This is a genomic window from Enterobacter sp. YSU (assembly GCF_016082135.1).
Lineage (GTDB): Bacteria > Pseudomonadota > Gammaproteobacteria > Enterobacterales > Enterobacteriaceae > Enterobacter > Enterobacter hormaechei_C.
Window position 1 is genome coordinate 1,992,445 of record NZ_CP059487.1, and the last position, 26,345, is coordinate 2,018,789.

Here is a 26,345-nt window from a genome sequence, read left to right on the forward strand (position 1 = left end):
ATGTTCAGTGCGCCGCCTGTACAAAAAGTTTCCGTGGTGATCCCGGTCTATAACGAGCAGGAGAGCCTGCCGGAACTGATCCGCCGCACGACTGCCGCCTGCGAGACGCTCGGCAAAGCTTATGAAATTCTGCTGGTGGACGACGGCAGCAGCGACAATTCCGCGCGGATGCTGACCGACGCCGCGCAGGCGGAGGGCAGCCACATTGTTGCCGTACTGCTCAACCGTAACTACGGCCAGCACTCGGCAATTATGGCCGGGTTCAGCCACGTTACGGGCGATCTGGTGATTACCCTGGATGCTGATCTGCAAAACCCGCCGGAAGAGATCCCGCGTCTGGTCGCCAAAGCCGACGAAGGCTACGACGTGGTCGGCACCGTGCGGCAAAACCGCCAGGACAGCCTGTTCCGTAAGCTGGCGTCTCGCACCATCAACCGTCTGATCCAGCGCACCACCGGTAAAGCGATGGGCGACTACGGCTGCATGCTGCGCGCCTATCGCCGCCACATCGTCGACGCCATGCTGCACTGCCATGAGCGCAGCACCTTCATTCCGATTCTGGCGAACACCTTTGCCCGTAAAGCGACGGAGATCCCGGTGCTGCACGCCGAGCGCGAGCACGGGGAGTCAAAGTACAGCTTTATGCGTCTGATCAACCTGATGTACGACCTCATCACCTGCCTGACCACCACGCCGCTGCGCTTGCTGAGCGTGTTCGGCAGCGTTATCGCGCTGGCCGGGTTTGCGCTTTCCGTTCTGCTGGTCGTTCTGCGGCTGGTCTTTGGTCCCCAGTGGGCGGCGGAAGGGGTCTTTATGCTGTTTGCCGTGCTGTTCACGTTCATTGGCGCCCAGTTCATCGGTATGGGTCTGCTGGGTGAGTACATTGGCCGTATTTACAACGATGTTCGCGCGCGTCCGCGCTATTTTATTCAACGTGTTGTCCGTCAGGAGCACCTGGCATCTCAAGAGGAAAACCACCCATGAAAACCGTCGTCTTTGCCTATCACGATATGGGTTGCACGGGCACGCAAGCCTTGCTGGACGCAGGCTTCGACATTACCGCCATCTTCACCCATCCGGATGTTGCCGGGGAAAACCACTTCTTCGGCTCGGTGGCGCGTATTGCGGCTGAACACGGTATTCCGGTTTACGCCCCGGACGATGTGAACCATCCGCTGTGGGTGGATCGTATTCAGAAGCTTGCGCCGGACGTGATTTTCTCTTTCTACTACCGCAATCTGCTTTGCGACGACATCCTGAGCGTGGCGACAAAAGGCGCATTTAACCTGCACGGCTCGCTGCTGCCTGCCTACCGTGGCCGTGCGCCGCTGAACTGGGCGCTGGTTAACGGTGAAATGGAAACCGGCGTAACGCTGCACAAAATGGTACGCCGTGCCGATGCGGGCGGTATCGTGGCACAGCTGAAAGTGGGCATTGGCGCTGATGAAACGGCGCTGGAGCTGCACCACAAGCTCTGCATCGCCGCGCAAAGCCTGCTTCGCGACGCGCTGCCGACGATCCGTCAGGGGACTTTTACCGAAACCGCGCAGGACGAAAGCAAGGCAAGCAGTTTTGGTCGCCGCACGCCGGAGGACGGGCGACTGGACTGGGCGAAACCGGCGCGTCAGCTGCATAACCTGGTGCGCGCCGTGACCGACCCGTGGCCGGGCGCGTACAGCTTCGCCGGGGTCAGTAAATTTATCGTCTGGAAATCCCGCGTGCGTGAGGACATTCCGGCGGCAAAACTGGGCACCGTCGTCTCCGTCTCTCCGCTGATTGTGAGCTGCGGCGAGCAGGCGCTGGAGATCGTCACCGGACAAACGGATAACGGGCTGTACGTGCAGGGGGCGCAGCTGGCGCAGTCTCTGGGGCTGGTGGCGGGGGCGCTGATCACCAGCGCGCCGGTGGTGGCGATCAAACGCCGCACGCGCGTCTTAATCCTCGGCGTAAACGGGTTTATCGGTAACCATCTGACCGAACGGCTGCTGGAAGACGACAATTACGAGATCTACGGTCTCGATATCGGATCCGATGCGATCGGTCGATTCCTCACTAATCCCCGTTTCCACTTCGTTGAAGGGGACATCAGCATCCATTCCGAATGGATCGAGTACCACATCAAAAAATGTGACGTGGTGCTGCCGCTGGTGGCGATTGCCACCCCGATTGAATACACCCGTAACCCGCTGCGCGTGTTCGAACTCGATTTCGAAGAGAACCTGAAGATTATCCGCGACTGCGTGAAATACGATAAGCGCATCATCTTCCCGTCGACGTCGGAAGTGTACGGCATGTGTACCGACAATAACTTCGATGAAGACACCTCCAGTCTGGTGGTCGGGCCGATTAACAAGCAGCGCTGGATCTACTCCGTCTCCAAGCAGCTGCTGGATCGCGTGATTTGGGCCTACGGCGAGAAAGAGGGGCTACGCTTTACCCTGTTCCGTCCGTTTAACTGGATGGGGCCGCGCCTGGACAACCTGAACGCCGCGCGTATCGGCAGCTCCCGCGCCATCACCCAGCTGATCCTCAACCTGGTGGAAGGTTCGCCCATTAAGCTGATTGAAGGTGGCAAACAGAAACGTTGCTTCACCGATATCAGCGACGGTATTGAAGCGCTGTTCCGCATCATCGAAAACAAAGACGGCCGCTGTAACGGAGAGATCATCAACATCGGTAACCCGGACAACGAAGCGAGCATCCGCGAGCTGGCGGAAATGCTGCTGGCAAGCTTTGAACGTCACCCGCTGCGCAGCCAGTTCCCGCCGTTTGCCGGTTTCCGCGAAGTGGAGAGCAGCAGCTACTACGGCAAGGGTTATCAGGACGTTGAGCACCGCAAGCCGAGCATCCGCAATGCGAAGCGCTGCCTGAACTGGACGCCGACGGTGAAGATGGAGCAGACCATTGATGAAACGCTCGACTTCTTCCTGCGCACCGTGGAGCTGTCGGAACAGGCATCATGAAAAAGGTCGGTTTACGCATTGACGTCGACACCTTTCGCGGCACGCGCGAGGGTGTGCCGCGGCTGCTGGAGTTGCTGAGCAAGCACGACGTGCGTGCCAGCATTTTCTTCAGCGTCGGGCCAGACAACATGGGGCGTCACCTGTGGCGCCTGGTTAAACCGGCCTTTCTGTTCAAAATGCTGCGCTCGCGCGCGGCATCGCTCTACGGCTGGGATATCCTGCTGGCCGGAACCGCATGGCCCGGCAGGCGCATCGGCGCGGAAAATGAAGCGATCATCTGCAAGGCCGCGCAGCATCATGAAGTGGGGCTGCACGCCTGGGATCACCATGCCTGGCAGGCCTGGGCGGGCGTGTGGGATATCCCCCGCCTGGCGCGTGAGGTTGAGCGCGGCGTGCTGGAGCTGGAAGCCATTACCGGCCAGCCTGTGCGCTGTTCCGCCGTGGCGGGATGGCGGGCCGACCAGCGCGTGGTGAAGGCCAAAGAACACTTTGCCTTTCGCTACAACAGCGATTGCCGGGGCACCGGACCGTTTTTACCGCTGCTGGGGGAAAACCGAACCGGCACGGTGCAGATTCCGGTCACTCTTCCGACGTGGGATGAAGTGGTCGGGCGCGAGGTGAGTGCCGACAGGTTTAACCGTTACATTCTGGATGCGATGCACCGCGATGCCGGTACGCCGGTTTATACCATCCATGCCGAAGTGGAAGGCATTGCGTATCAGCAGGATTTTGACGCGTTGCTTGCGCTGGCGGCGCAGGAGGGCATTCAGTTCTGCCCGTTAAGCCAGCTGTTGCCGGACGATCCTGGCACGCTGCCCCTGGGAAAAATCGTCCGTCGTGAAATGGCTGGCCGGGAAGGCTGGCTTGGCTATCAACAAACCGTGAGCCCGGCACTATGAAAACAGTCCGCTATGGCCTGATGCTTCTCGCCCTGTTTGTCGTTTACTACCTCCTTCCGGTCAACCTTCGCCTGTTATGGCAGCCTGATGAAACGCGCTATGCGGAAATCAGCCGCGAAATGCTGGCCTCCGGCGATTGGGTGGTCCCGCATTTCCTCGGGCTGCGTTACTTTGAAAAACCCATTGCCGGTTACTGGGTGAACAGCATCGGGCAATGGCTATTTGGACACACCAATTTTGCCGTTCGCGCGGGGGCGATATTCTGCACCGGGCTGACGGCGCTGCTGGTGATCTGGCTGGCCTGGCGTCTCTGGCAGGATAAGCGGGTGGCGATCTTCTCCGGCCTGATCTTCTTAACCCTGTTCCTGGTCTATGGCATCGGCACCTACGCCGTGCTGGATCCCATTATCACCCTCTGGCTGGTGGCGGCTATGTGCAGCTTCTGGCTGGCTTCGCAGGCGAAAACGATAGCCGGAAAAGCGGGGGGCTACATTCTGCTGGGGCTGGCCTGCGGCATGGGCGTCATGACCAAAGGCTTCCTGGCGCTGGCGGTACCGGTGATTGGCGTGCTGCCGTGGGTGATTGCGCAACGACGCTGGAAGGAGGTGCTGGTTTTCGGCTGGCTGGCGATCCTCAGCTGCGTACTTATCGTCCTGCCCTGGGGGCTGGCAATCGCTCAGCGTGAACCCGATTTCTGGCGTTACTTCTTCTGGGTGGAGCATATCCAGCGCTTTGCCCGGAGCGATGCCCAGCATAAAGCGCCGTTCTGGTACTATCTGCCGTTCCTCATCGCGGGAAGTCTGCCGTGGCTGGCGATGCTGCCGGGCGCGCTACGCCTGGGATGGCGAGACAGAGAAAACGAGAGGGCGGGGCTTTATCTGCTGGGCTGGATAGTGATGCCGCTGCTGTTCTTCAGCATCGCCAAAGGCAAGCTGCCGACCTATATCCTGCCGTGCTTTGCGCCGCTGGCGATCCTGATGGCGCGCTACGCCTGCACCGTCGCCGAAAAAGCGTTACGTATTAACGGTGGGATCAATATCGCGTTTGGCGTGCTTGGCATGCTGGCGGCGCTGGTGGTATCGCCATGGGGGCTTGCTAAACATCCGGTCTGGACACCGGTCGAATTGTACAAAGTCTTCTGTGCCGTGGTGGCGTTTCTGGTCTGGGCCTCGGTGGGCTGGTTTACCCTTAAAAATCCGCAGCGCTGGTGGCTGGCGGCGCTTTGCCCTGCCGGGCTGGCCCTGCTGGTGGGTTTTGCGATCCCGGACCGGGTAGTGGATTCCAAACAGCCGCAGTCGCTGGTGGATTCCGTTCGCGAGCCATTGCAGATGAGTAAATTCGTCCTGGCGAACAACGTTGGTATAGCCTCCGGGCTGGCGTGGGAGCTTCAGCGTAATGACATCATTTTGTATGGGCAGAGCGGTGAGCTGAAATACGGTCTGGATTATCCGGACGCTAAGGGGCGTTTTGTGAGCAAAGATGATATCGCGCACTGGCTTGAAGCGCATCGTCAGCAGGGACCGGTGTCGCTGGTGATCCTGCTGTCGAAAAACGACGACCTGGCCCGCGCCGGGCTGCCAAAACCGGACAACCTGACGATTCAGGGGCGTCTGGCTTACCTGCAATATCTGCCGCAGTGATGGCCTGGATCTGGCTGGTGCTGGCAAGCCTGTTGAGCTGCGCAGGTCAACTGTGCCAGAAACAGGCGACCCGGGCTGGCGGCGGTCAGCAGGTCGCCCTGTGGCTTGGGCTGGCCCTTCTGATGCTGGGTGGCGGGATGGTTGCCTGGCTGGTGGTATTGCAGCATCTGCCCGTCGGGGTGGCGTACCCCATGCTGAGCCTTAACTTTGTCTGGGTAACGCTGGCGGCAAAAATCGTCTGGCATGAGCCTGTCCCGCTACGTCACTGGCTGGGCGTCGGGTTGATTATCGTCGGGGTTATTTTGCTGGGAGGAAGCCTGTGAACGGTGCGTGTTGGGCGTTATGCAGCGTAGTGTTAGTCAGCGTGGCGCAGCTGCTGCTGCGTCATGCGATGTTAACGCTGCCCCCGATGGGCGACGCTTTCTGGGCAGCCCTCTGGCATATAGCCCCCGGTACGGGCGCGCTGATGCTGGGGCTGACAGGCTATTGCGCCTCAATGGGCTGCTGGTATCTGGCATTGCATCGTATGGCGCTCAGCAAAGCGTATGCCTTGCTTAGCCTCAGTTACATCCTGGTGTGGAGTGCTGCAATTTTACTGCCCGGCTGGGGAGAACACTTTTCCTGGCGCGGGCTGGCGGGCGTCGGCTTGATTATACTCGGCGTGCTGGTCATTTTTATGCCGCAGAAATACCGGAGTAAGTAACCGCTTCCGCCGTTAAGGTGAAAGGCGTAGGGGTACAGACCGCCAGGCTCAGCGAGCCGAAGCGTAGCTGACTGACCGGGAGGGGCTGGGCGGTGCTGTCAATACTGACAATCTGCCACGCGCTGCCGCCACGCTGTTTGACGATCGCCTCTTTGCGCGTCCAGATGCGCCAGAATGCGGAAAGCTGCTCTTCCGGCGCTTCACGTTCCAGCTCGTCATGTTCGGTGAGGCTGAAAACGGCATTCGCCAGCGCCTGCCAGTTTTCCCGCGGGCGGATCACTTCGATATCGCAGCCCACTTCACCTTCATCGCTCATCAGCAGGGCAATGTCGTCCCCGCTGTGGCTCAGGTTAAACCACAGAGGATGGCCGTTAGCGAAGGCCGGTTTTCCCTGCTCGCCGTAAATTATCTCGGGAAGCGGTGAGGGGGATAAGGTTCTGGCGAGCAGCGTCCGGCCTGCAAGCCAGGAAGCGTGTCGTGCACCCTGAGGTGCCATGTCTGCGAGCGTTGACGCCAGCGGGTCCGCGCTAAGGGTGGAGATCTTTCCCAGTACAAACTGGTACATAGTTACGCCCAGCGTTTAATGATTATCGAGGTATTGATGCCGCCAAAGGCAAAGTTATTGCTCTGAATAAATTCGCAATCAATCGGGCGGGTTTCCCCCATAATATAATCTAAAGCGCCGCATTGCTCATCCGGTTGTCTTAAATTGAGCGTTGGCGTGAACCAGCCCTCCCGCATCATGTGCAGACTCAGCAAGGCTTCCAGTGCGCCGCAGGCACCCAGGGTATGGCCGAAATAACTCTTTAAGGATGAGATGGGCACGCTGTCGCCGAAAATGGCGGCGGTCGCCTGACTCTCGGCGATGTCCCCGCGATCGGTTGCCGTGCCGTGGGCAGAAATGTAGCCAATCTCCTGAGGGCCAAGGCCCGCCATCGCCAGCGACTGCGCCATACACACCTGCATGGTTTCACGCTGGGGCTGGGTGATGTGCGCCGCATCGCAGTTGGTGGCAAAGCCCACGATCTCGCCATAGATTGTCGCCCCGCGCGCTCTGGCGTGATCCAGCGCTTCCAGCACCAGCGTGCCCGCCCCTTCGCCAATCACCAGACCATCGCGCTGAACGTCAAACGGCGACGGCGTGGTTTTTGGCGCGTCGTTACGCTGGCTGGTGGCAAACAGGGTATCGAAAACCGCCGCTTCCGACGGGCACAGCTCTTCCGCGCCGCCTGCCACCATCACCGTCTGGTAGCCGTGACGAATCGCTTCCCAGGCGTAGCCAATCGCCTGGCTGCCAGAGGTACAGGCGCTCGAGGTGGGGATCACCCGTCCGCGCAGGCCAAAGAACAGCCCGGTATTCACCGCCGTGGTGTGCGGCATCATCTGCACGTAGGTGGTGCCGGTGATGTTGTGGGTGTGCTTTTCGGTGAGCATAGAGGCAAACTCGCTGACCGGCCCGGTGCTGCCGGTCGACGAGCCGTAGGCGATGCCGGTCTGACCGTTGGTCAGCACCGCGTCGTCGATCAGTCCCGCCTGCTCCAGCGCCAGCTCGGTGGCGCGGGTAGAGAGCAGCGACACCCGGCCCATGGCGCGAATGCGCTTACGGGTATAGTGAGCGGGGAGAGTGAAGTCTTCAATCGGCGCGGCGAGCAGGGTTTGCAGGCCGTCATACGCCTGCCACTCCGTCATGGTACGCACCGCATTTTCATACTCGCGCAGACGGCGCGAGATGGTCGGCCAGTCCTCGCCGAACGCGGTGACGCCGCCCATGCCCGTAATCACTACCCGGCGGGTCATAGCATGCCTCCGTTAATCGAAATCACCTGACGCGTCACATAGCCTGCTTTATCCGACATCAGGTAACTCGCCAGCCCGGCGACCTCCTCAGCCTGGCCCATACGCTGCATCGGGATCATCGACATCGCCGCGTGCAGCGCGGCTTCGTCCATCTCGATCATGCCGGTATCGATCAGCCCCGGCGCGATGCAGTTGACGGTGATTTTGCGTTTTGCCAGCTCGGTGGCGAGCGCTTTGGTGGCGCCGATGATCCCGGCTTTCGCCGCGCTGTAGTTCACCTGCCCACGGTTGCCCATAATGCCTGACACCGACGACAGGGTGATGATCCGCCCGCCCTTGCGGGTGCCGATCATCGGCATAATGCAGGGATGAATGACGTTATAAAAACTGTCGAGATTGGTGTGGATCACGCTGTCCCAGTCATCGTCGCTGAGCGCCGGAAAAGCACCGTCGCGGGTAATACCGGCGTTACTGACCACGCCATACCACGCGCCGTGGTCAGCGATCTCCTGTTCCAGCACCGTGCGGCACTGCTCGCGGTTGCCCACGTCGAAGGTGAGTAAACGGCCCGCGCCGCCTGCCTGGACAATCGCTTCCAGCGTCTCCTGCGCGCCCGCTTCATCACGATGGTAATGCACGCCGACGGTGAAACCGTCCGCCGCAAGCTGAAGGGCGATAGCGCGGCCAATGCCTTTGCTGGCGCCAGTGACCAGTACGGATCTCATGATGGTGTTCCCTGGTTGAAAAGTGTGGTTAATTCATCCTCGCTCGGCTGGAAGGTGTTCACGCGGCCCGTGGCGAGGGAGACATTATCCGCATGAATGGCGCACTCGAAGCTGCCAAAGCGTTCATCCTGCATCAGACGTTCGATGGTGATGGTCAGCGTGCAGCCTGCGGCAAAATGCCCTGCGTCGCACACCAGCTCGCGCGCGCCCAGCACCATGCCCAGCGCACAGTGCGGCAGCCCTTTTTGCATCCGGTGCCATTCAGACCAGACGCCCACGGTCTGGGCCATCAGCTCCAGCGCAAACCAGCCAGGCAGGTTGCCGTCCGCGTCCAGGAACGGAGCCAGAACGCCCCGATCGTTCACCGTCACGCTGCAAACGGCGCGGTCATCGGTGACGTTTTCCACGCTCTCAAGCAGCAGCATCGGCGTGTCGTGAGGAAGATAATCCCCGGGAGGTAAGTAGCGCATCATACCCTCCCCAGCAGAAGGCTGGCGTTGTTGCCGCCAAACGCAAAGGAGTTTGACAGGATCGCCGGTTTATTCAGCGGTGCGCTCTGGTGCAGCAGGCCGAAGGCGGGCAGGGTGTCGTCTGGCGCGTAGCGGGAAAAATCCTGCGGCGGCAGCGGCAGGTCTCGGGTCAGGATCAGCCAGCTCAGGGCGGCCTCGGTGATCCCCGCTGCGCCCAGCGTGTGGCCGGTAAGATGTTTCGTGGAGCTGCACGGCACGCGGTCGCCAAAGAGATCGTGGATCACCTGCGCCTCAATGCGATCGTTCAGCGGCGTGGCGGTGCCGTGCAGGTTGATATAACCGACGTCCGCCGCCGTCATGCCCGCCTCGTTCAGCGCCTGGTTGATGGCGCGGATCGCCCCTTCGCCCTGCGGATGCGGGGCGGAAATATGGTACGCATCGCTGGATTCCCCCGCGCCCAGGAGCGCAACCTCGCCCGGCTCGCGGGTCAGCACCATCAGTGCCGCCGCTTCGCCAATGGTGATCCCCCGACGGTGGCGGCCAAACGGTTCGCACAGGGTTGGGGAGAAGGACTCCAGGCTGTTGAAGCCGTTGACCGGCATGCGGCTCAGGCTGTCGGCCCCGCCGACGATGGCGATGTCCACCAGCCCGGCGTCAATCAGGCGACGACCGCTGACGATCGCCCGCGCGCTGGAGGAGCAGGCGGTTGAGATGGTATACGCCGGGCCGTCCAGCGCAAGCCAGCGGGCGAGAAAGCGCGACGGATCGCCCAGCTCCTGCTGCGGATATTGCCACTGCGGGCTGCTCTCGCCGTTCTGCGCGCGGCGCACGTACTCATCACCCTCGTCCAGCCCGGAGGTGCTGGTGCCCAGCACAACCGCCACGCGGTCGCGCCCCACGCGCGCAATGGCCGCATCGACGGCGGGCCGGATTTGCGCCAGCGCCGCCAGCAGCAGCTGGTTGTTGCGGCTGCGATGCGCAGAAAAAGACTCGGGGACAGGGGGAAGTTCACCCTCCACGCCCCCCAGCACGGCCTCGGGTAAGCCCTGTAGCCAGCCCGCACGCTGGCGCATCCCGGGGGCCACACCAGCGATCAGGTTCGCCGCTATTTCATCAGCCGAGTTGCCGAGCGCGTTGACCATGCCAACGGCAGAAAGGTAAATCATCTCAGTCACCCAGATATTGAATGGTGATGTGGTAGTGAAAAGCGTGCTGCACAATGCTAATCGGTTCGCGCCTGCCGTTACGGTTCAGGTAGACAATTTCCGTGACCAGTTTGCCCTCGGGGTTGCGCAGTTCGCGTCTGGTGTCAGTATCGTTCAGCGTCCAGCCTTTCGGCAACTGCGGCTGCCAGGCGCTGAGCGGCCAGTGGCTCAGCATCACGTCGGCCAGCACCTGGCTGGCGGGCGGCAGCTGCGGCATCACAACCGACTGCTCGGTGTGGATCCCGGTGTTGTCGTAGGTGGCGAGGAACAGGCGGATCCCGACGGAGGAGAGGCCGGCAAGCGTCACTTTATCTCCGTCGGCGTTCAGCATCACCAGCAGCGACTGGGTCTGGCCTTTAAAACTGCCGGTAAGCAACTGCTGCGCGCGGATGGCAGGCGTGATGCCCGGCGGGGGCAGCGTGACGCGGGTGCCGGGCTGGAGCCAGGCCTGAGGGCGCGCGTCATCGCGGTTCGTCGTATGGCTACACCCCGCCAGCAACAGGGCCATCATCACTGCCGCCAGGCGAATGAAACGGGTCATGGTAAGTTCTCTTTGTTAGACGGCATCGCCAGCGGGGCGAGCAGGAACGCGGTGAAGATACCGCTCACCAGCACAATGCCAAAGCTGCTGATGGCCTGAGTGGTGCTGAACACCAGCATCCCCAGCGTCAGCAGGGTAGTCATCATGGCGAGGGTAATCGCCAGCATGGAGGTCAGCGGCGTGCCGCGCGGGTTGCTGAAAAACAGCGTGTAGTTAATGCCAATGCCGAGGACCAGCACCAGCGCCAGCAGGGAAAACAGGTTCACCGGATGGCCCGTCATGGCCAGCGCCGCCAGCCCGCCGCCCAGCGACAGCACGGACGGCACCAGCGCCACCAGCCCTTTTCGCCAGCCGAGGCGTAGCATCGCGCCGCAGGCAATCACCGCCAGCGCCACGACCAGCAGCCCCGTCAGCAGCGAGCGGTAGAGCGCAAACAGGCTGTCGAAGCTGGCCTTACGGTCAACCCAGACGACCCCGGGATGGCGGGCGGCCAGCTCACCGAGCGCGGCGCTGTTTCTGACGCCATCGACCGGGACCAGCACACCGCTTTTGCCGTCCGGCAGCGTCAGCCACAGCAAACGCCAGCCCTCGCTGGCCGGGCTGGCGAGCCACGCTTCCACGCTGACAGGCATGGCGTTCAGGTTCGGTTCACTGGTCTTCAGCCCCGTGCTTTGCAGCATTTTCATCACCGTCGGCGCGGCGTTACGCAGAAGATGCAGATCGCTGTTCTGCCGCGCCAGCGAGTTCAGCGGCAGGGTGCGCCAGCGGGTTAATTCACCGGCTTTTTGCGCCTGCGCCAGCGCCGGGGTAAACGCCTCCAGCCGCTCCAGCGTTTCCTGAGCCGACGCGCCGTACACCACGAACCACTTCTGATCGACATTTTGCCCGGTCAGGGCGGTGATGGTTTTTTCCTGCGCCAGAATGTCCTGCGGCAGCGCCTGAAGCCGGGCGATATCGTCATCCACCCGCAGGCTGGCGATCCCGATGGCGGAGAGCAGCGCCAGCGCTACCGGCAGCCCGACAGAGAGGGCTTTACCGTCGCGCCAGGCGTTCAGCCAGCGCTGCATAATCCCTCTCAGGGGGACCGGGCGGACCGGCATGCCCCGGCACAGCCACGGATGCCAGAACATTACCGTCAGGCACGAGGCGCTCAGCCCTGCGGCGGCGAACACCGCCATCTGACGAATGCCGGGGAAGGGGGCCAGCATCATGAAGAGATACGCCACGACGGTGGTCAGCAGCGCCAGCAGCAGCGCGTTACGTACTTTCGCCAGGCTTTGCCAGGGCGAGTGTTCCGCGCCGTGCACCATCCGCTCCGTGAGGTAGTAAATCGTATAGTCCGCCGAGATGCCGATGATGCTCATGCTCATCACCAGCGTCATCAGGTGCAGTTCACCGAACAGCAGCAGCGTCACGACCGTCCCCGCCAGCGCGCCGATGGCAATGGAGAGCAGGCTCAGCAGCAGCGGACGCACGGAGCGAAACACCGACACAATCAGCAGGATCACCCCGAGCACCGTGGCGACGCCAAGCGTGGAAATATCTTTTTTAGCCTGCTGGCTGGCGTAATCGCTGTAGAACATCGTCCCGCGCGAGAGCAGCTGCGCCTGTGGATACTGGCTTTTCAGCGTCTGCTGCAACGCGTTAAGGGTGGTCACCAACTGGTGGGTTTGCTGCATATCAAACGACGAGCCCGCCAGCTCGCCGTGCAGCAGATACCAGTAGTTCCCGGCCGCGTCTTTTGTCACCAGCCAGCCGTCCATCAGCTGCATCTTCTGGCTGTTTTTCGCCAGTGCGAGCTGCGCGCCGCGCATCAGCATCAGCGGATCGTTTTGCAGCTCCTTGCCGCTCACGCCGGAAAAGGCGGAGTAGAGCTGGGACAGGATCCACTGGGCCTGTGCTTGACCGCCGTTTTGCAGGCGGGCGCGGGTGGCCGGATCGACCAGGCCATTGCGGTGTTGCCAGAAGAAATCTCCCCAGGCCTGTTGCCCGGCGGCATCCAGCGGACCTTTTACGACACTCAGCGCCTGGCTGCGTTGCAGCAGGGTTAACCACTGCTGCGCCACGCGCGGGTCCGGCTGTTTGCCGGGGCTGACCAGCCAGATGAGCTGGCGGTCGAGGCGCTGCATAAATCCGTCGTTGAGAGCGGGAGGGATCGCGCCGAGCGTCTGTTTCGGCAGCATGGCGAGCACGCTGCTGTTCAGCCGCGCGCCGGGCAGCAGCGACAGCAGCACGCCCAGCAGGATCAGGCATACCGCGGCCCACAGCAGCGCCGGGCGCAGGGCGTTACGGTGCGGCAAAGCGCTGGCGTTCTGCATCGGTCAGGCGGGCGGGCGTCAGTTGGTGGCGGGAGAGGGCGATATCCGTCGTGTCGCCCTGCTTATCGTTCAGGCGAATGGATTCCAGATAGATCGCGCCCTTCAAATCAAGGGTGGAGAAAATCTTGTCCAGCGGCGTGGTGACGGGCGTCAGCACCAGCGACCAGCGGCCTTCGCCCAGGTCTTTGAAATCGACGCGGAAGTTCTCTTCCAGCACCTTGCGGTCGGCCTGGAACAGCGCCCGCAGCAGATGGTTGAACTGGAACATCTGCGGGTTAGTGTCGGCGGTAATGGTCTGCGGCGACTGACCGTTGACGATCTGCACCATCCGTTTGTCATCCAGCAGCAGGGTCATCGGGAACGGCGCTTTTTGATCCCACAGCAGGCCATTGTCACGGGCGATCAGCATCTCCCCCTGCGAGCGCAGGGGCTGAGGCATATCCTTGATCGTGCGGATCTGTTCGAAGTGTGCGCGCACTACCGGTTGCTCCGCAAACCGCTGTTGCAGTTCATCCAGCGTGATCGCGTTCACCAGCGGGCTTACCAGCAGCGCGAGTAGCGTTATCCATTTCATGGCGCGATCCCCATGCGTTCGAACAGAATGGCCGGGCTGACAAAGCACATCTCCCGGCTTGCTTCTTCCACCGCCACCTGAATGGTGTAGCCGGTGGTGGTGCGTTTCCCGGTTTGCGCGTCGAAGATTTGATAGGCGATGCGCAGACGGTTTTCAACCTCTTCAATGTGGGCGCGGACGCGAATGCGCTGCTCGAAGGTCACCGCGTCGCGGTATTTCACTCGGGTATCCACCACCGGCCAGACGTAGCCGGACGCTTTCATCTGGCGATAGCCGTAATCAAACTGGTTGAGCAGCGCTTCGCGGGCAATCTCAAAGTAGCGGAAATAGTTGCCGTGCCACACCACGCCCATCATATCGACGTCGTGGAACGGAACGGTGATTTCAACTTCAGCCGTAAAGCGGGGATCGGTCAGCACCCTTTACTCCTTCTCGTTGACCTCTGGCAGCTGCCAGAAATCGAAAAAATTAAACCAGTCGAGCGGCGACAAGAGCGCGTAATGCTCCAGCCGCTGCGCATAGCGGTCGACGGTCTGCTGTAGCGCCTGCTGGCGTTCGCCGCGCGGCAGCAGCAGCGGGTCGGCAAACGGCTCGCAGTGCAGGGTCAGCTTTCCCTGCTGACAGAGGGCAAAAATCAGCACCACCGGGCAGCGCAAAATGGACGCCAGGATAAACGGCCCCTGCGGGAACGGCGCGGGCTGGCCCATAAATTCGCTCCATATCACCCGCCAGCTACCGCCGCGCTGCGGGGTGACGGCGATGCGATCGCCCACGATCGCCACCCATTCGCCGCGATCCAGCTTCTCTTTAATGAGGATCGCAGTCTCCGGGCCAATGTCGGTGACCGGCATCAGGTGAATGCCCGCCTGCGGCGCCATCTCCTCCATCACCTGCTTAAAACGTCTGGCGTTGTCGCTAAAGACCAGCGCGTTGATGGTTTTTGCCCCTTCGCGCTGGGCCAGCGCCCGACAGGCTTCCACATCGCCAAGATGCGACGCGAGCAGCAGTTTGCCCTGAGGATCGTCGAGCCCCAGCGCCTCCTGCGCGCCTGGCGCAAAGACCAGATCGCGATGGAGTTTCATTTCGCCGCGCCAGCTGGCCACTTTGTTCAGCATGGCATGACCGAAGCGCAGGAAGTGGAAAAAACTGTTAAGCCGCGCGGGTTGCGGCATTTGCCGCTGTGCCATCACCGTTTTAACCCGCGCCAGCCACTGCTGCGACGCCTGACGCGCAGAGCGGGCGGTCAGCCAGTAGACGGCGGTAACCGGCCACAGCAGGGCGGTAAACGCCTTTCGCCCCAGCAGCTGCCAGACGCGCAGCATCAGGCGCATGCCCCATAATCCTTTTACCTCCTGCTGCTGCGCCCAGTGCTGCGAGCGGCGACGCATCAGCAGGGAAGGAATGCGCGGCAGCATGCCGAGAAACAGACGGGTATGCATCAACGAGATGCGCACGTTGTCTTTCAGGGCATCAAAATGGGATACCCCGTCCGGCGGATAGGTCACGCGGGTGGGCAGAAAATAGCTGGTGTTGCCCTGCCAGTAGAGGCGCACCATCACTTCGGTATCAAAATCCATTCGCCTGCCGAGCGGCGTGGTTGCTGCAAGGCGCAGAACCGGGGCTATCGGGTAAACGCGAAACCCGCACATACTGTCTTTCAGTTGCAGGGAGAGGGTTTCAATCCAGACCCAGACGTGCGTTATCCAGCGCCCGTACAGGCGCGAACGGGGGATTGAGTCATCGTAAACGGGCTGCCCGGAAATGAGCGCATCGGGATGACGCCCGGCCAGCGCCAGCAGTTTGGGAATGTCCTCGATAGCGTGCTGGCCGTCAGCGTCCACCTGAACGGCGTGGGTGAAGCCGCGATCGGCGCAGGCTTTCAGCCCCTGCATCACCGCCGCGCCTTTGCCGCTGTTTTCGGCCAGCCGCAGCAGTGTCATCTGCGGACGATCCGCCGCCAGCGCTTCAAGCGTGCGGCGCGTGGTTTCATCGCTGCCGTCGTCCACCACCAGACAGGGCAGATCGAAAGGTGCCAGGCGCGCCAGCACCGAAGCCATCATCGCCCCGTGGTTGTAGCAGGGGATCAGCACGCAGGGACGGAAGGTTACTGACATAAGCGAATCTTCCCGCTACTGGCGGTGTGGCGCTGGTTACCCGCATGGCGCTGGTAGCTAAAGGTCAGCAACTGGCGTTCAGGCTGCCAGGCAAGGAGCAGCGTGACCGTGTTCTCCGGCAACAGCGGGGCGGCGAACTTCACGTTCTGAATACTGTGAAAACGGTAGCCCGACGCCAGCGCGGCGGCGTAATGCATCACCCAGTCCAGCTGCGCCACGCCCGGCAGCAGCGGCTGTACGGCGAAATGTCCCTTAAACCAGAGCAGGTCAGGATCAAGATAAAAGGTTATCTCCAGATGCTGTGGATCGGGCTGGAGGCGCCCGATTTCAGGGATCTTCATGAAACAACTCCTGTAGCTGCGCAGTCACGCGCTTGTTCATGCTGTTGACCGGGATTTCATCAACGATCCGCCAGTAGCGCGGTACGGCAACCGGTTCAAGCCAGGGGCGAAGGGCGCGTCGCCAGGCGAGCTCCTGCGCTGTTTTGCTCTGTTCGTGTTGCTGACGCACCGCTTCATTCAGCACCAGCAATACGCCAATGCCCTGACGCCCGCCGCGCGTCACCGTCAGCGCGGCGGCCTCCCGGATGCCGTCCAGCGCCAGCAGGCGGTGCTCAATGTCATCGAGTGAAATGCGCTTATCTTCAATTTTGACCACCCGACCACGACGCCCGACGAGGCTGAACTGCCCGTCAGCCGTGAAGTGCAGGATATCATCCAGCACGATTCCCTCCGCCTCGGGGATCAGCGGCGACGTCACGCGATCGCCGTGAAACGTCACGCCGGGAAAAGGCTGCCAGCGCGTGCTTTCCTCCTGACGGTAGCGCCAGGCCATTACGCCCGTTTCCGTGCTGCCGTATATTTCATCCGGCCAGACGTTGAGCCAGGCCTGAACCGCGGCGACCTCCTGCCAGGGCAGCGCGCCGCCGGCGGAGACGAGCAGGTTGACGGGGGGCGGCGTCAGCGACGCGTCCAGCCGCTTGAGAAACGCCGGACTGCTGATGAAAAGGTAGCGTTTATCGTCGGGAAGGGCAGAGAGCTGCTCGGCATAGTTGAGCAGGCTGGCATGCAGCGGCAGGCCGAGCGCCATGGGTAAGACAACACGAAACGTCAGGCCATACAGGTGGTGCAGCACCACGGAAGCCACGACGTGACAGCCCGCCAGGCGCTCGCCAAAATGCGCCGCCAGCAGACGAGCCTCACGATCAAGGCTGACCACCGGCTTACTTACCCGCTGCGGCGTGCCGGTCGAGCCGGAGGTGTAAAGCTCGATCGTGCGCGTCTCACCGATGGCTGGCAGCGGTGAAAAGGGATGGCCTGCCCGCTGCGCGGAAGCCACCCGCAGCTGTCGCCCCTGAAAATCGAGCGTGGTGTCGCTCAGGACGCCGCTGAACAGCGCCCGCTGTTCGTTAAGCTGCGCCGCCCGGCTGTGCCCGGGGAGGACCGGCGTTTTACCCGCATGCAGCGTCGCCAGCAGCGCGACAATAAACAGATAACCGTTTTCGATGCACAACGCCCAGCGTTCGCCATCTTCACGACGCAGCGTGTCGACCAGCTGAGTGACGTCGTGGCGCAGATCGCCAAGCGTCCAGAGGCGGTCGTCCTGCCAGGCGACAGGGGTGTTGTCAGGGCGGGGCGCACTGAGCCACTGGCTAAGCGGAAGAGGGTTAAGCATCGTTTTTCATCACCCGTTGTCGCACCAGCCACTCGCCAGCCATCAGCGTGCCCATCAGGAGATAGGCAATCATCCCATTCCACAGCGTCCACAGACGGATATCGGCGTGTAATACGGTAAACAGCGCGATCGCCCCGTTGATAATAAAAAAGCCGCACCAGACCTGGGTAACCCGGCGCGTGTAACGTACCCCGACGGGGGAGAGATCCGGTTCACGCAGGCGCGCCAGCCGTTCAACGACAGGCATTGCCGTCCACAGCGAACCGCCAAACACCACCAGCATCACCAGATTCACCACCACCGGATATAACAGCACCCACTGGTGAGCGTGCAGGACGTAGCTCGCCGCGCAAAGCGCTATGCCAGCCAGCGCCACGCTCACGAACAGATAACGCAGGGGGCCGCCCTGCCGACGGGCCTGGCAGACGCGCAACAGCAGCACCAGCGCCATCACGGGCAGTATCCCGTGCAGGCTATTATTCGCCAGCCCGAAGCCGATCAAAAACGGCCATGCCAGCAGCATCAGCCCCGTCAGGGCGGGAAGAACTGGAATCGAACGCACGTTACGCGTCGCGCTGAAGCTGTTCCACAACGTCCACGACGTCCTGCACCGTGCGCACCGCTTTGAAGGTTTCGGGCTTGATTTTATGGCCCGTTTTCTTTTGCAGGTGCACCACCATATCGACGGCATCAATGCTGTCGAGATCCAGATCCTCGTAAAGACGTGCCTCAGGGGTAATATCCTCCGGGGCGATTTCAAACAGCGTAATAAGAAGCGCAGAGACTTCCTGATAAATCGTTTGTTGTTCTGTCATAGCGGTCATTCTCAGGCGCGTTGTTGATGGATAAAAGCCGCGAGCGTGGCAACGGAATAGAAGTGCTGACGCATCTCGTCACTTTCGGCAGAAAGCACTACGCCGTACTGATTTTTTACCGCCAGACCCAGCTCAAGGGCGTCGATTGAGTCCAGACCGAGGCCGTCGCCAAAGAGCGCGGCGTCTGTATCAATATCCTCTGGGGTAAGTTCTTCCAGATTCAGCGTAGAGATAATGAGATTCTTAATTTCAAGATAGAGCGCTTGCATCTTTCGTTCCTGACAAAGATTGAAGACCGGTTATTAACTGATGCTGCATATGCCGGTTTAACTGCCTTGCTGCCAGCGCGGGTTCGTGCTGACTCGCATCATAAAAATCATGAATGTTGATGCGTTCGCGAACATCCACGGTGAAAACAGGTTTGTTGGGGGGCACGTTATACCAGCTGCTCTGTTTATCAAGCATCCGTTCGCTACAGTGGATCACCACCACGCGCACGGCGCTGTTGCAGCGAACGGCGATATTCGCCGCCCCACGTTGCAGGGTCATGGCTTCCCCCACCCGGGTGCGGGTGCCTTCAGGGAAGATAAGCAGGGTATCGCCCTGGGCCAGACGCTGCTGGCTTGCGGCAAGCAGCGTGTCGGCTTCGCTGTTAATCAGATAGTCAGCCGCGCGGATCACGCCGCTGACGAACGGGTTACGCAGCAACGCGCTTTTCACCAGACAGTCGGTTTCGTTCATCACCGACGCCAGCAGAACGTAGTCCAGCAGCGAGGGATGATTCGCAATCACCAGACAGCCCCGCTCGGCGCGCAGAACGTCCAGGTTGTTGAAACGGTAATCCAGTACCCCTGCACCGCGTACCACCGCGAGGAACAGGCGAAAACTGGCAGAAATAGTGCGGCGTGCCAGGCGGCGACGTTGAGTGCGGTCGCGCTGGAAAATCAGCAGCAGGTTAAACCACACCAGCGACAGCGTCAGCCCGCCGAGGCCGAACAGGACGAAGCACAATCCGGTCATCAGCATCCGCCATACCCGATCGAGGCGGGAACGTAACCCTCTCATTGGCGCGTCCATTGCCACAGCAGGCGCTCGCCCGGCAGGGTAAACTGGCGCTCGTCCCGCAGGTAATGGCGCAGGAACTGGAGGCTTTGCGGCAGCGCGGGCTCTTCAGGCGTGCGGTTGACGTGCGTTTCACAGCTGAGCGTATTTCCCGCCTCAATCACCAGCGCCAGCGCGTAGGGCCAGACGGGCATCTGCGGCGGCAGCCCGGCGTGATAAAAATCAGGCAGCAGACCGTCGAAATCCACCAGCAACACGCGGGAGTAGCCCGCATGCAGCAGGCTCAGCACGTCGCACAAGCTCTGCTGGAAGGTATCCATACCGGCGGAAACCGACGAAGAGACAACAGGCTGACGCGCGGCGATAGTGAGATTGCCGACCGCCGAGTTGTGTACCGACATGGCAAAATCGGTGGGGGAAACGGGCTGTTCTGCCGCCAGGGCCTGGAGAATACGGAAATTGCGCTCCAGCTCCCCATGACGGCTGCTGTAGACGACGGCATCGATGCGGTGTTTGCGCAGCATCATCAGGCCAAGATCGACGGCCAGCCTGCTGCCTGAATTCAGGCGGCGGGCGGTCATCATCGGCAGATCGGTCAGTTTCGCCAGCGGTGCAGCGGGATCGATGGCGTCAGACCGGCGTGACCATGCCTGCCATTCGTCGGCATCGCTGAGTCCTGGCGCTCTTGCCTGCCAGTCGATAAGGGTAAGTGTAAATTTCATCTACGCGCGTCCGCGATAAACCTGTTTCTGTGACTTTTTCTTCGCCAGCGCGATTTGCTGCGCACATCGTACAATGTTGTCGTCGCGCTGGCGAATAAACGTCACTTTTGACCCTTTCCACCCGGTTATCCCGGCAAACGGCTTTTTGGCCGACCCGGACCCAGAAGAATGGCGAGTTTACTGCCTCCTTTCGTGGTTTCCATCCAGATTTTACAGACGCTGGTGAGCGGCACGGAGAGCAGCATGCCCACCGGACCCAGCAGCCATCCCCAGATCAGTAACGATAAAAACACCACCATCGTCGACATGCCCAGACGGTGGCCCATCATGCGCGGCTCGAGAATGTTACCCAGCACCATATGCACGACAAGGAACAGCGCCCCTACCAGCATGCACTCATAAAAACCGTTAAACAGGAACGCCTGGATCATCGGCGGAACGGCGGAAAGCACCGCGCCGATATTGGGTACGTAGTTTAGTAAAAAGGCCAGCACGCCCCACATCAGCGCGAACTGCACGTCCAGCAGTACCAGCCCCAGCCAGACGATCACGCCGGTCCACAGGCTTAACAGCGTTTTCAGCGCCAGATATTTGGATACGCCCTTCAGCGCACGGTGCAAGCCGGCAATGTGGATCTGAGGATTGTTCAGGGCAAAACGCAGTTTATACGGCACGTGGCGTACTTCGAACAACATAAACACCACCGTCATCACCAGCAGCAGAATGCTGGCCATTGCCCCGGAAAGCCCGGTCATCAACGTGGTGGCGTAGGTCATCACCTTCTCGGAATCCATCCGACGCAGCATCCGTTCCGGTGAGATATGCAGATTCACGAACGGCAACATGCGCTGAAGATCGACCAGCTTGCGCGTCAGCTCTTTATTGTACTGCGGCAGCATGGTGGAAAATTCGCTCAGCGAGGCGGCGAGCACGCCGAACAGCGCCGTCAGGACAACCAGCATCACCATCACCACAATGGTAATCGCGACCGGGCGGCTGATGCCCCGGCGTAAAAACCATGTCACCAGCGGGTTGAGCACAATGGCGAAAAACAGCGCCAGCAGAAGCTGAACAATGATATCCGCCGCCGCGTGGATACCCGCAAGGATAACCACCAGGCAGGCAAGTTTTAATAAAATATGAAGTCCGGCTTTGTCGGGCGGGCTGGCAGTCATAAGAATTCCTTTTTCCGGGGGGCGTGTTAATTGTAGTGCGCCGGATGGGCTTCGTCTGGCGTGTTAGTCTGAAAGTCGTGGCAAAAAAATGGCCCCCGGCGCAAGCGACGGAGGCCACTGCATCCTGGTGAACGATTACTGGATCACGAGGGTGTTAATGATATTTTCAGCGGCGGTCTGCGCTTTCTGCTGATTGTCTGCCGGCAGGGTGATCTGCATGGTCAGCAGTTTATTGTCCACCTTGCCGAGCACCACGGAGGAGTAGGCGGTCTGGCCTTTGGCAGAGATGATGCTGTCCAGCTGTTGCAGCGTGTGGCCTTTCAGTTCAACAGACTTGTTGGTGACCACCTGAAGCTGCGGGTCGCGGCTGCGCTGCTGATCTTCCAGGCGTTTAGCCAGCACGCCAAGATCTTCGCTGGTATCGTCACCGACGATCACAATCACCGCTTTTTGGCCGGTGGCATCGGAATAGACGTGCATATTGTTCGCCTGGGTGCCCAGCTTACCGCTCTGGTCGGTCATGTCCGCGGGCAGAGAGAAACTGAGTTTGCCATCCATCAGGCTCACCGGCTGACCAGTGGCGTTGCTTTCTGCTGACGCGCCCTGAGCAGGCGTTTTGGTGTCGCTGTTATCACAGGCTGCAAGGCCAACAACCAGCAGGCCAATCCCGACATATTTAACCAGATTGCGCATTGACTTCTTCCTTTCGATAAACGGCCATAACGGCTCATTCGTTCATCTTATCACAACTGATAAAGCGAACCCTTAACCTGCCTGCAATGCGGAGATTTCAGATTTATCTGCCAGCCTTTTCAGCAGCATATTCAACAGTACGCCGTACATCGGCAGGAAGAAGACCAGGCTGATAAGCACCTTAAAGGCGTAGTCCACCAGAGCGATTTCCATCCAGTGTTCTGCCATGAAGGCGTCCGGGCTGCGCCAGAAGGCGATGAAGAAGAAGGCCAGCGTATCGCTCACGTTACCGAACAGCGTGGAGGCCGTTGGTGCCATCCACCAGCGATGGTTTTGACGCAGGCGGTTAAACACGTGGACATCGAGGATCTGCCCCAGGGCATAAGCCATAAAGCTGGCGGTGGCAATACGCGCGACGAACAGGTTGAAGTGCGTCAGCGCTTCGAAGCCCTGCCAGCTGCCCATGTAAAACAGCGAGGAGATGGCGTAGGAGACAAACAGTGCCGGGATCATCACCGCAAAAATAATCCGCCGCGCCAGCGGTGCGCCAAAAATACGCACGGTTAAATCCGTCGCAAGGAAAATAAACGGGAAACTGAACGCGCCCCAGGTGGTATGGAAACCAAAAATGGAGATGGGGAGCTGTACCAGATAGTTACTGGAGATGATCACCAGCAGATGAAATAGCGAAAGCCAGAACAACGCCTTGACGCGCTGCGATTGTGTAAAGGAGTTCATATTGTACCTTTTTGATTAATATTTGGGGTGAGGGAACCCAATAAAGCCGCCGCATGATACTGCTTTGACGACACTTTGCAATGGCTAATTTTCACGCAATCGTTAACCTGGTTTGCATTGGCGATAGCGGGGCGTAAACTACAGCCGTTTTTACCTGAACGAGAAGAAAATGACCGACCTGTTTTCCAGCCCAGACCACACGCTTGATGCTCAGGGCCTCCGTTGCCCGGAGCCGGTAATGATGGTGCGTAAAACCGTCCGTAACATGCAGAGTGGCGAAACGCTGCTGATCGTCGCCGATGACCCGGCTACCACCCGTGATATCCCCGGCTTTTGTACCTTTATGGAACATGAACTGGTGGCGCAGCAAACCGAGACCTTGCCGTACCGGTATTTGATTCGTAAGGGGTAAGTGCGGCCTGATGCCCGGCGGCGCTTCGCTTGCACGGGCCTACGGGTGTAGTAGGTCGGGTAAGGCGCAGCCGCCACCCGACAAGTAACCATCACAATTTCGAACCATCGTTTCAAAATTTCGCGCTTTTGTGAGGCGCTTCACCCTCCCTTTTCCAGCCGTAGTCTAATTTTTAAGCGTCAAAAACTAAAACATCGTTTTAACGCTTATCTCACTACCCTGGAGTTGACTCAATGAAAACGACCCTCAAGCCGTTACTGGCCGCGCTGTGCCTGTCTGCTTTTGCCTGCTCCGTTTCTGCCCAGACCATCAAAGCCGCCGATGTGCATCCCGAAGGCTACCCGAACGTGGTGGCGGTTCAGCACATGGGTGAAAAACTCAAACAACAAACCGATGGCAAGCTGGAGATTAAGGTCTTCCCCGGCGGCGTGCTGGGGGATGAAAAGCAGATGATTGAGCAGGCGCAGATGGGGGCGATCGACATGATCCGCGTCTCTATGGCGCCGGTGGCTGCCATTCTGCCGGATATCGAAGTGTTTACGCTGCCCTACGTATTCCGCGATGAAGACCACATGCACAAGGTGATCGACGGGGATATCGGCAAGCAGATCGGCGACAAACTCACCGCCAACCCGAAATCGCGTCTGGTCTTCCTTGGCTGGATGGATTCCGGCACCCGTAACCTGATCACCAAAGAGCCGATCGTCAAACCGGACGATCTGAAAGGGAAGAAAATCCGCGTGCAGGGCAGCCCGGTGGCGCTGGCCACGCTGAAAGCGATGGGGGCGAACTCGGTGGCGATGGGCGTCAGCGAGGTTTACAGCGGCATGCAGACCGGGGTGATCGACGGCGCGGAGAACAACCCGCCAACCTTTATCGCCCACAACTATATGCCGGTCGCCAAAAACTACACGCTGAGCGGCCACTTCATCACCCCGGAAATGCTGCTCTATTCCAAAGTGAAATGGGACAAGCTCAGCGCTGACGAACAGCAAAAGATCCTGGTGCTGGCCCGCGAAGCGCAGTTCGAGCAGCGCAAGCTGTGGAATGCGTATAACGACCAGGCGCTGGCGAAAATGAAGGCCGGCGGGGTGCAGTTCCACGACATCGATAAAACGGTGTTTATCAAGGCGACAGAGCCGGTGCGCGCGCAGTATGGCGATAAGCATCAGGATCTGATGAAAGCCATCGCTGACGTCCAGTAAACCGGAGTACGTATGTCCGAACTCTACCTGAAGTGGATGGACCGTCTGTACCTGTTCGCCATGGCGGTGGCAGGTATTTCGCTGTTGGTGATGACGATTGTCATCCCCATCGGCATTTTTTCACGCTACGTGCTTAATCGCGGCGAATCCTGGCCGGAGCCGATCGCCATTATCTGCATGGTGACGTTTACCTTTATCGGCGCGGCGGTGAGCTACCGCGCCGGGTCGCATATTGCGGTCAACATGCTCACCGACCGCCTGCCCGCGTCGCTGCAAAGAGTGTGCGCGCGGATGGTGGATCTGCTGATGCTGCTGATTTCAGGCCTGATGTGCTGGTACAGCTACTGGCTGTGCGTCGAGCTGTGGGAGCAGCCGGTGGCGGAGTTTCCGCTTCTGACCTCCGGCGAAAGCTATCTGCCGCTACCTGTCGGATCGGCCATTTTGATCCTGTTTGTGCTTGAACGCCTGCTGTTTGGCTCGCAGGAAAACCGTCCGGTCGTGCTGATCGGCAATCACAGTTAAGGGGTGAACAATGGATGCGTTTGTTTTGTTATTCACCCTCGCCATTTTGCTGGCGCTGGGGATGCCGGTGGCCTTCGCCGTCGGCTTAAGCGCCGTGGCGGGCGCGCTGTGGATTGACCTGCCGCTGGAGGCGCTGATGATCCAGATCACCAGCGGGGTGAATAAATTTACCCTGCTGGCGATCCCGTTCTTCATTCTTGCCGGGGCGATCATGGCGGAAGGGGGCATTGCCCGACGGCTGGTCAACTTCGCGTACGTTTTTGTCGGCTTTATTCGCGGCGGGCTGTCGCTGGTGAACATCGTGGCATCAACGTTCTTCGGCGCGATTTCCGGCTCGTCGGTGGCGGATACGGCGTCTATCGGCAGCGTGATGATCCCGGAGATGGAGAAGAAGGGCTATCCGCGCGAATACGCGGCGGCGGTGACGGCCAGCGGGTCGGTGCAGGCGATCCTGATCCCGCCCAGCCACAACTCGGTGATTTACTCCCTGGCGGCAGGGGGAACGGTCTCCATCGCCACGCTGTTTATCGCGGGCGTGCTGCCGGGCCTGCTGCTGGGCGTGAGCCTGATGGTGCTCTGCCTGTGCTTCGCCCGCAAGCGCGGCTATCCGAAAGGGGACAAAATCCCGTTCAGGCAGGCGCTGAAAATCATGCTAGATGCTCTGTGGGGGCTGATGACGGTGGTGATTATCCTCGGCGGGATCTTGTCCGGGATATTCACGGCGACCGAATCTGCCGCCGTGGCCTGCCTGTGGGCGTTCTTCGTCACCATGTTCATTTACCGCGATTACAAGTGGAATGAACTGCCGAAGCTGATGTGCCGCACGGTGAAAACCGTCACCATCGTGATGATTTTGATTGGCTTTGCCGCGGCGTTTGGCGCGGTAATGACCTACATGCAGCTGCCGATGCGCATCACCGAATTCTTCACGTCGCTGTCCGATAACAAATACGTGATCCTGATGTACCTCAACATCATGCTGCTGCTGATTGGCACGCTGATGGACATGGCGCCGATCATCCTGATCCTGACCCCGGTGCTGCTGCCGGTGACCAACTCGCTGGGGATCGATCCGGTGCATTTCGGGATGATCATGATGGTGAACCTGGGGATTGGGCTGATCACGCCGCCGGTCGGGTCGGTGCTGTTCGTGGCGAGCGCGGTGAGTAAGCAGAAGATCGAGCACGTGGTGCGGGCGATGCTGCCGTTTTACGGTATGTTGCTGGTGGTGCTGGGGATGGTGACGTACATCCCGGCGATATCATTGTGGTTGCCGGGGGTGCTAGGGATGCAGTGACGCCGTTTTATGCCGGGTGGCGGCTACGCCTTACCCGGCCTACGGTTACGGTTCGGAGATGTTGTAGGCCCGGTAAGGCGT

30 protein-coding genes are annotated in these 26,345 nt (G+C 60.3%); 10 read left to right on the forward strand and 20 right to left on the reverse strand.

Annotated elements, in window-relative coordinates:
* Genes arnC through arnF form a run of 6 tightly spaced genes read left to right on the forward strand, consistent with a single transcriptional unit; the run spans position 1 to position 6,205 of the window.
* Positions 1-984, forward strand: a complete 984-nt coding sequence (gene arnC, locus H2Z33_RS09570; protein WP_017384101.1) for an undecaprenyl-phosphate 4-deoxy-4-formamido-L-arabinose transferase — start codon at positions 1-3, stop codon at positions 982-984.
* Positions 981-2,963, forward strand: a complete 1,983-nt coding sequence (arnA, locus tag H2Z33_RS09575; RefSeq protein WP_063135398.1) for a bifunctional UDP-4-amino-4-deoxy-L-arabinose formyltransferase/UDP-glucuronic acid oxidase ArnA — start codon at positions 981-983, stop codon at positions 2,961-2,963. Before arnC ends, arnA begins: the two co-directional genes overlap by 4 nt.
* Complete coding sequence (gene arnD, locus H2Z33_RS09580; protein ID WP_032104187.1) at positions 2,960-3,862, forward strand: 4-deoxy-4-formamido-L-arabinose-phosphoundecaprenol deformylase; 903 nt, start codon at positions 2,960-2,962, stop codon at positions 3,860-3,862. Before arnA ends, arnD begins: the two co-directional genes overlap by 4 nt.
* Complete coding sequence (gene arnT, locus H2Z33_RS09585) at positions 3,859-5,502, forward strand: lipid IV(A) 4-amino-4-deoxy-L-arabinosyltransferase (protein WP_063135397.1); 1,644 nt, start codon at positions 3,859-3,861, stop codon at positions 5,500-5,502. Before arnD ends, arnT begins: the two co-directional genes overlap by 4 nt.
* Positions 5,502-5,825 (forward strand): 4-amino-4-deoxy-L-arabinose-phosphoundecaprenol flippase subunit ArnE, encoded by a 324-nt coding sequence (arnE, locus tag H2Z33_RS09590; protein WP_015571497.1) that lies wholly within the window; start codon positions 5,502-5,504, stop codon positions 5,823-5,825. Before arnT ends, arnE begins: the two co-directional genes overlap by 1 nt.
* Positions 5,822-6,205: a 4-amino-4-deoxy-L-arabinose-phosphoundecaprenol flippase subunit ArnF gene (gene arnF / locus H2Z33_RS09595; RefSeq protein ID WP_032655434.1), complete on the forward strand. Its 384-nt coding sequence runs from the start codon at positions 5,822-5,824 to the stop codon at positions 6,203-6,205. Before arnE ends, arnF begins: the two co-directional genes overlap by 4 nt.
* On the opposite strand, the gene acpT is transcribed toward arnF, so the two are convergent.
* The 20 genes from acpT to H2Z33_RS09695 all read right to left on the reverse strand — a co-directional run bounded on the left by acpT (position 6,177) and on the right by H2Z33_RS09695 (position 22,828).
* The gene (acpT, locus tag H2Z33_RS09600; protein WP_017384106.1) at positions 6,177-6,770 is read right to left on the reverse strand and encodes a 4'-phosphopantetheinyl transferase AcpT; all 594 of its coding nucleotides are present in this window, start codon (positions 6,768-6,770) and stop codon (positions 6,177-6,179) included. The two genes, arnF and acpT, sit on opposite strands and share 29 nt — an antisense overlap.
* A gap of 2 nt (positions 6,771-6,772) precedes the next feature.
* Positions 6,773-8,002 (reverse strand): beta-ketoacyl-ACP synthase, encoded by a 1,230-nt coding sequence (locus tag H2Z33_RS09605; RefSeq protein WP_017384107.1) that lies wholly within the window; start codon positions 8,000-8,002, stop codon positions 6,773-6,775.
* Entirely contained in the window at positions 7,999-8,730 is a 732-nt protein-coding gene (locus tag H2Z33_RS09610) for a 3-ketoacyl-ACP reductase FabG2 (protein WP_026094333.1), read from the reverse strand. Before H2Z33_RS09610 ends, H2Z33_RS09605 begins: the two co-directional genes overlap by 4 nt.
* On the reverse strand, positions 8,724-9,200 hold the full coding sequence (locus H2Z33_RS09615) for a 3-hydroxy-fatty acyl-ACP dehydratase (RefSeq protein WP_094314641.1): 477 nt from the start codon (positions 9,198-9,200) through the stop codon (positions 8,724-8,726). The genes H2Z33_RS09610 and H2Z33_RS09615 overlap by 7 nt, the downstream gene beginning before the upstream one ends.
* Entirely contained in the window at positions 9,197-10,363 is a 1,167-nt protein-coding gene (locus H2Z33_RS09620; protein WP_063135396.1) for a beta-ketoacyl-[acyl-carrier-protein] synthase family protein, read from the reverse strand. The genes H2Z33_RS09615 and H2Z33_RS09620 overlap by 4 nt, the downstream gene beginning before the upstream one ends.
* Before the next feature lies 1 nt (position 10,364).
* Complete coding sequence (locus tag H2Z33_RS09625) at positions 10,365-10,943, reverse strand: DUF3261 domain-containing protein (RefSeq protein WP_023295560.1); 579 nt, start codon at positions 10,941-10,943, stop codon at positions 10,365-10,367.
* Positions 10,940-13,261, reverse strand: coding sequence for an MMPL family transporter (locus H2Z33_RS09630; RefSeq protein ID WP_063135395.1), 2,322 nt, complete (start codon positions 13,259-13,261; stop codon positions 10,940-10,942). Before H2Z33_RS09630 ends, H2Z33_RS09625 begins: the two co-directional genes overlap by 4 nt.
* Positions 13,230-13,835, reverse strand: a complete 606-nt coding sequence (locus H2Z33_RS09635; protein WP_023295558.1) for an outer membrane lipoprotein carrier protein LolA — start codon at positions 13,833-13,835, stop codon at positions 13,230-13,232. The genes H2Z33_RS09630 and H2Z33_RS09635 overlap by 32 nt, the downstream gene beginning before the upstream one ends.
* Entirely contained in the window at positions 13,832-14,254 is a 423-nt protein-coding gene (locus H2Z33_RS09640; RefSeq protein WP_006812302.1) for an acyl-CoA thioesterase, read from the reverse strand. The genes H2Z33_RS09635 and H2Z33_RS09640 overlap by 4 nt, the downstream gene beginning before the upstream one ends.
* A 3-nt stretch (positions 14,255-14,257) precedes the next feature.
* Positions 14,258-15,949, reverse strand: coding sequence for a glycosyltransferase family 2 protein (locus H2Z33_RS09645; RefSeq protein ID WP_063135394.1), 1,692 nt, complete (start codon positions 15,947-15,949; stop codon positions 14,258-14,260).
* Complete coding sequence (locus tag H2Z33_RS09650; RefSeq protein WP_033488080.1) at positions 15,940-16,290, reverse strand: hydroxymyristoyl-ACP dehydratase; 351 nt, start codon at positions 16,288-16,290, stop codon at positions 15,940-15,942. The genes H2Z33_RS09645 and H2Z33_RS09650 overlap by 10 nt, the downstream gene beginning before the upstream one ends.
* Positions 16,277-17,623: an AMP-binding protein gene (locus H2Z33_RS09655; RefSeq protein ID WP_047740737.1), complete on the reverse strand. Its 1,347-nt coding sequence runs from the start codon at positions 17,621-17,623 to the stop codon at positions 16,277-16,279. Before H2Z33_RS09655 ends, H2Z33_RS09650 begins: the two co-directional genes overlap by 14 nt.
* Positions 17,616-18,215, reverse strand: coding sequence for a hypothetical protein (locus H2Z33_RS09660; RefSeq protein ID WP_017693837.1), 600 nt, complete (start codon positions 18,213-18,215; stop codon positions 17,616-17,618). Before H2Z33_RS09660 ends, H2Z33_RS09655 begins: the two co-directional genes overlap by 8 nt.
* Positions 18,187-18,438 (reverse strand): acyl carrier protein, encoded by a 252-nt coding sequence (locus H2Z33_RS09665; protein ID WP_003861262.1) that lies wholly within the window; start codon positions 18,436-18,438, stop codon positions 18,187-18,189. Before H2Z33_RS09665 ends, H2Z33_RS09660 begins: the two co-directional genes overlap by 29 nt.
* Before the next feature lie 11 nt (positions 18,439-18,449).
* Complete coding sequence (locus H2Z33_RS09670; RefSeq protein WP_003861263.1) at positions 18,450-18,707, reverse strand: phosphopantetheine-binding protein; 258 nt, start codon at positions 18,705-18,707, stop codon at positions 18,450-18,452.
* Positions 18,688-19,503, reverse strand: coding sequence for a lysophospholipid acyltransferase family protein (locus H2Z33_RS09675; RefSeq protein ID WP_047736885.1), 816 nt, complete (start codon positions 19,501-19,503; stop codon positions 18,688-18,690). The genes H2Z33_RS09670 and H2Z33_RS09675 overlap by 20 nt, the downstream gene beginning before the upstream one ends.
* Complete coding sequence (locus tag H2Z33_RS09680; RefSeq protein ID WP_017384119.1) at positions 19,500-20,222, reverse strand: beta-ketoacyl synthase chain length factor; 723 nt, start codon at positions 20,220-20,222, stop codon at positions 19,500-19,502. The genes H2Z33_RS09675 and H2Z33_RS09680 overlap by 4 nt, the downstream gene beginning before the upstream one ends.
* A gap of 125 nt (positions 20,223-20,347) precedes the next feature.
* Positions 20,348-21,397: an AI-2E family transporter gene (locus H2Z33_RS09685; RefSeq protein ID WP_003861270.1), complete on the reverse strand. Its 1,050-nt coding sequence runs from the start codon at positions 21,395-21,397 to the stop codon at positions 20,348-20,350.
* Between the two features lie 135 nt (positions 21,398-21,532).
* Complete coding sequence (locus H2Z33_RS09690) at positions 21,533-22,090, reverse strand: DcrB family lipoprotein (RefSeq protein ID WP_003861272.1); 558 nt, start codon at positions 22,088-22,090, stop codon at positions 21,533-21,535.
* 72 nt (positions 22,091-22,162) lie between these two features.
* Positions 22,163-22,828, reverse strand: a complete 666-nt coding sequence (locus H2Z33_RS09695; protein ID WP_003861274.1) for a 7-cyano-7-deazaguanine/7-aminomethyl-7-deazaguanine transporter — start codon at positions 22,826-22,828, stop codon at positions 22,163-22,165.
* Between the two features lie 169 nt (positions 22,829-22,997).
* Here H2Z33_RS09695 and tusA point away from each other — a divergent pair, with 169 nt between their 5' ends.
* The 4 genes from tusA to H2Z33_RS09715 all read left to right on the forward strand — a co-directional run bounded on the left by tusA (position 22,998) and on the right by H2Z33_RS09715 (position 26,264).
* Entirely contained in the window at positions 22,998-23,240 is a 243-nt protein-coding gene (gene tusA / locus H2Z33_RS09700; RefSeq protein ID WP_000130627.1) for a sulfurtransferase TusA, read from the forward strand.
* A gap of 233 nt (positions 23,241-23,473) precedes the next feature.
* On the forward strand, positions 23,474-24,445 hold the full coding sequence (locus H2Z33_RS09705) for a TRAP transporter substrate-binding protein (protein ID WP_045328567.1): 972 nt from the start codon (positions 23,474-23,476) through the stop codon (positions 24,443-24,445).
* Positions 24,446-24,457: 12 nt separating this feature from the next.
* Positions 24,458-24,967: a TRAP transporter small permease gene (locus H2Z33_RS09710; protein ID WP_015571482.1), complete on the forward strand. Its 510-nt coding sequence runs from the start codon at positions 24,458-24,460 to the stop codon at positions 24,965-24,967.
* A gap of 10 nt (positions 24,968-24,977) precedes the next feature.
* A complete protein-coding gene (locus tag H2Z33_RS09715) occupies positions 24,978-26,264 on the forward strand; it encodes a TRAP transporter large permease (RefSeq protein WP_015571481.1) in 1,287 nt (428 codons plus the stop codon).
* The last annotated feature ends 81 nt before the right edge of the window (positions 26,265-26,345 follow it).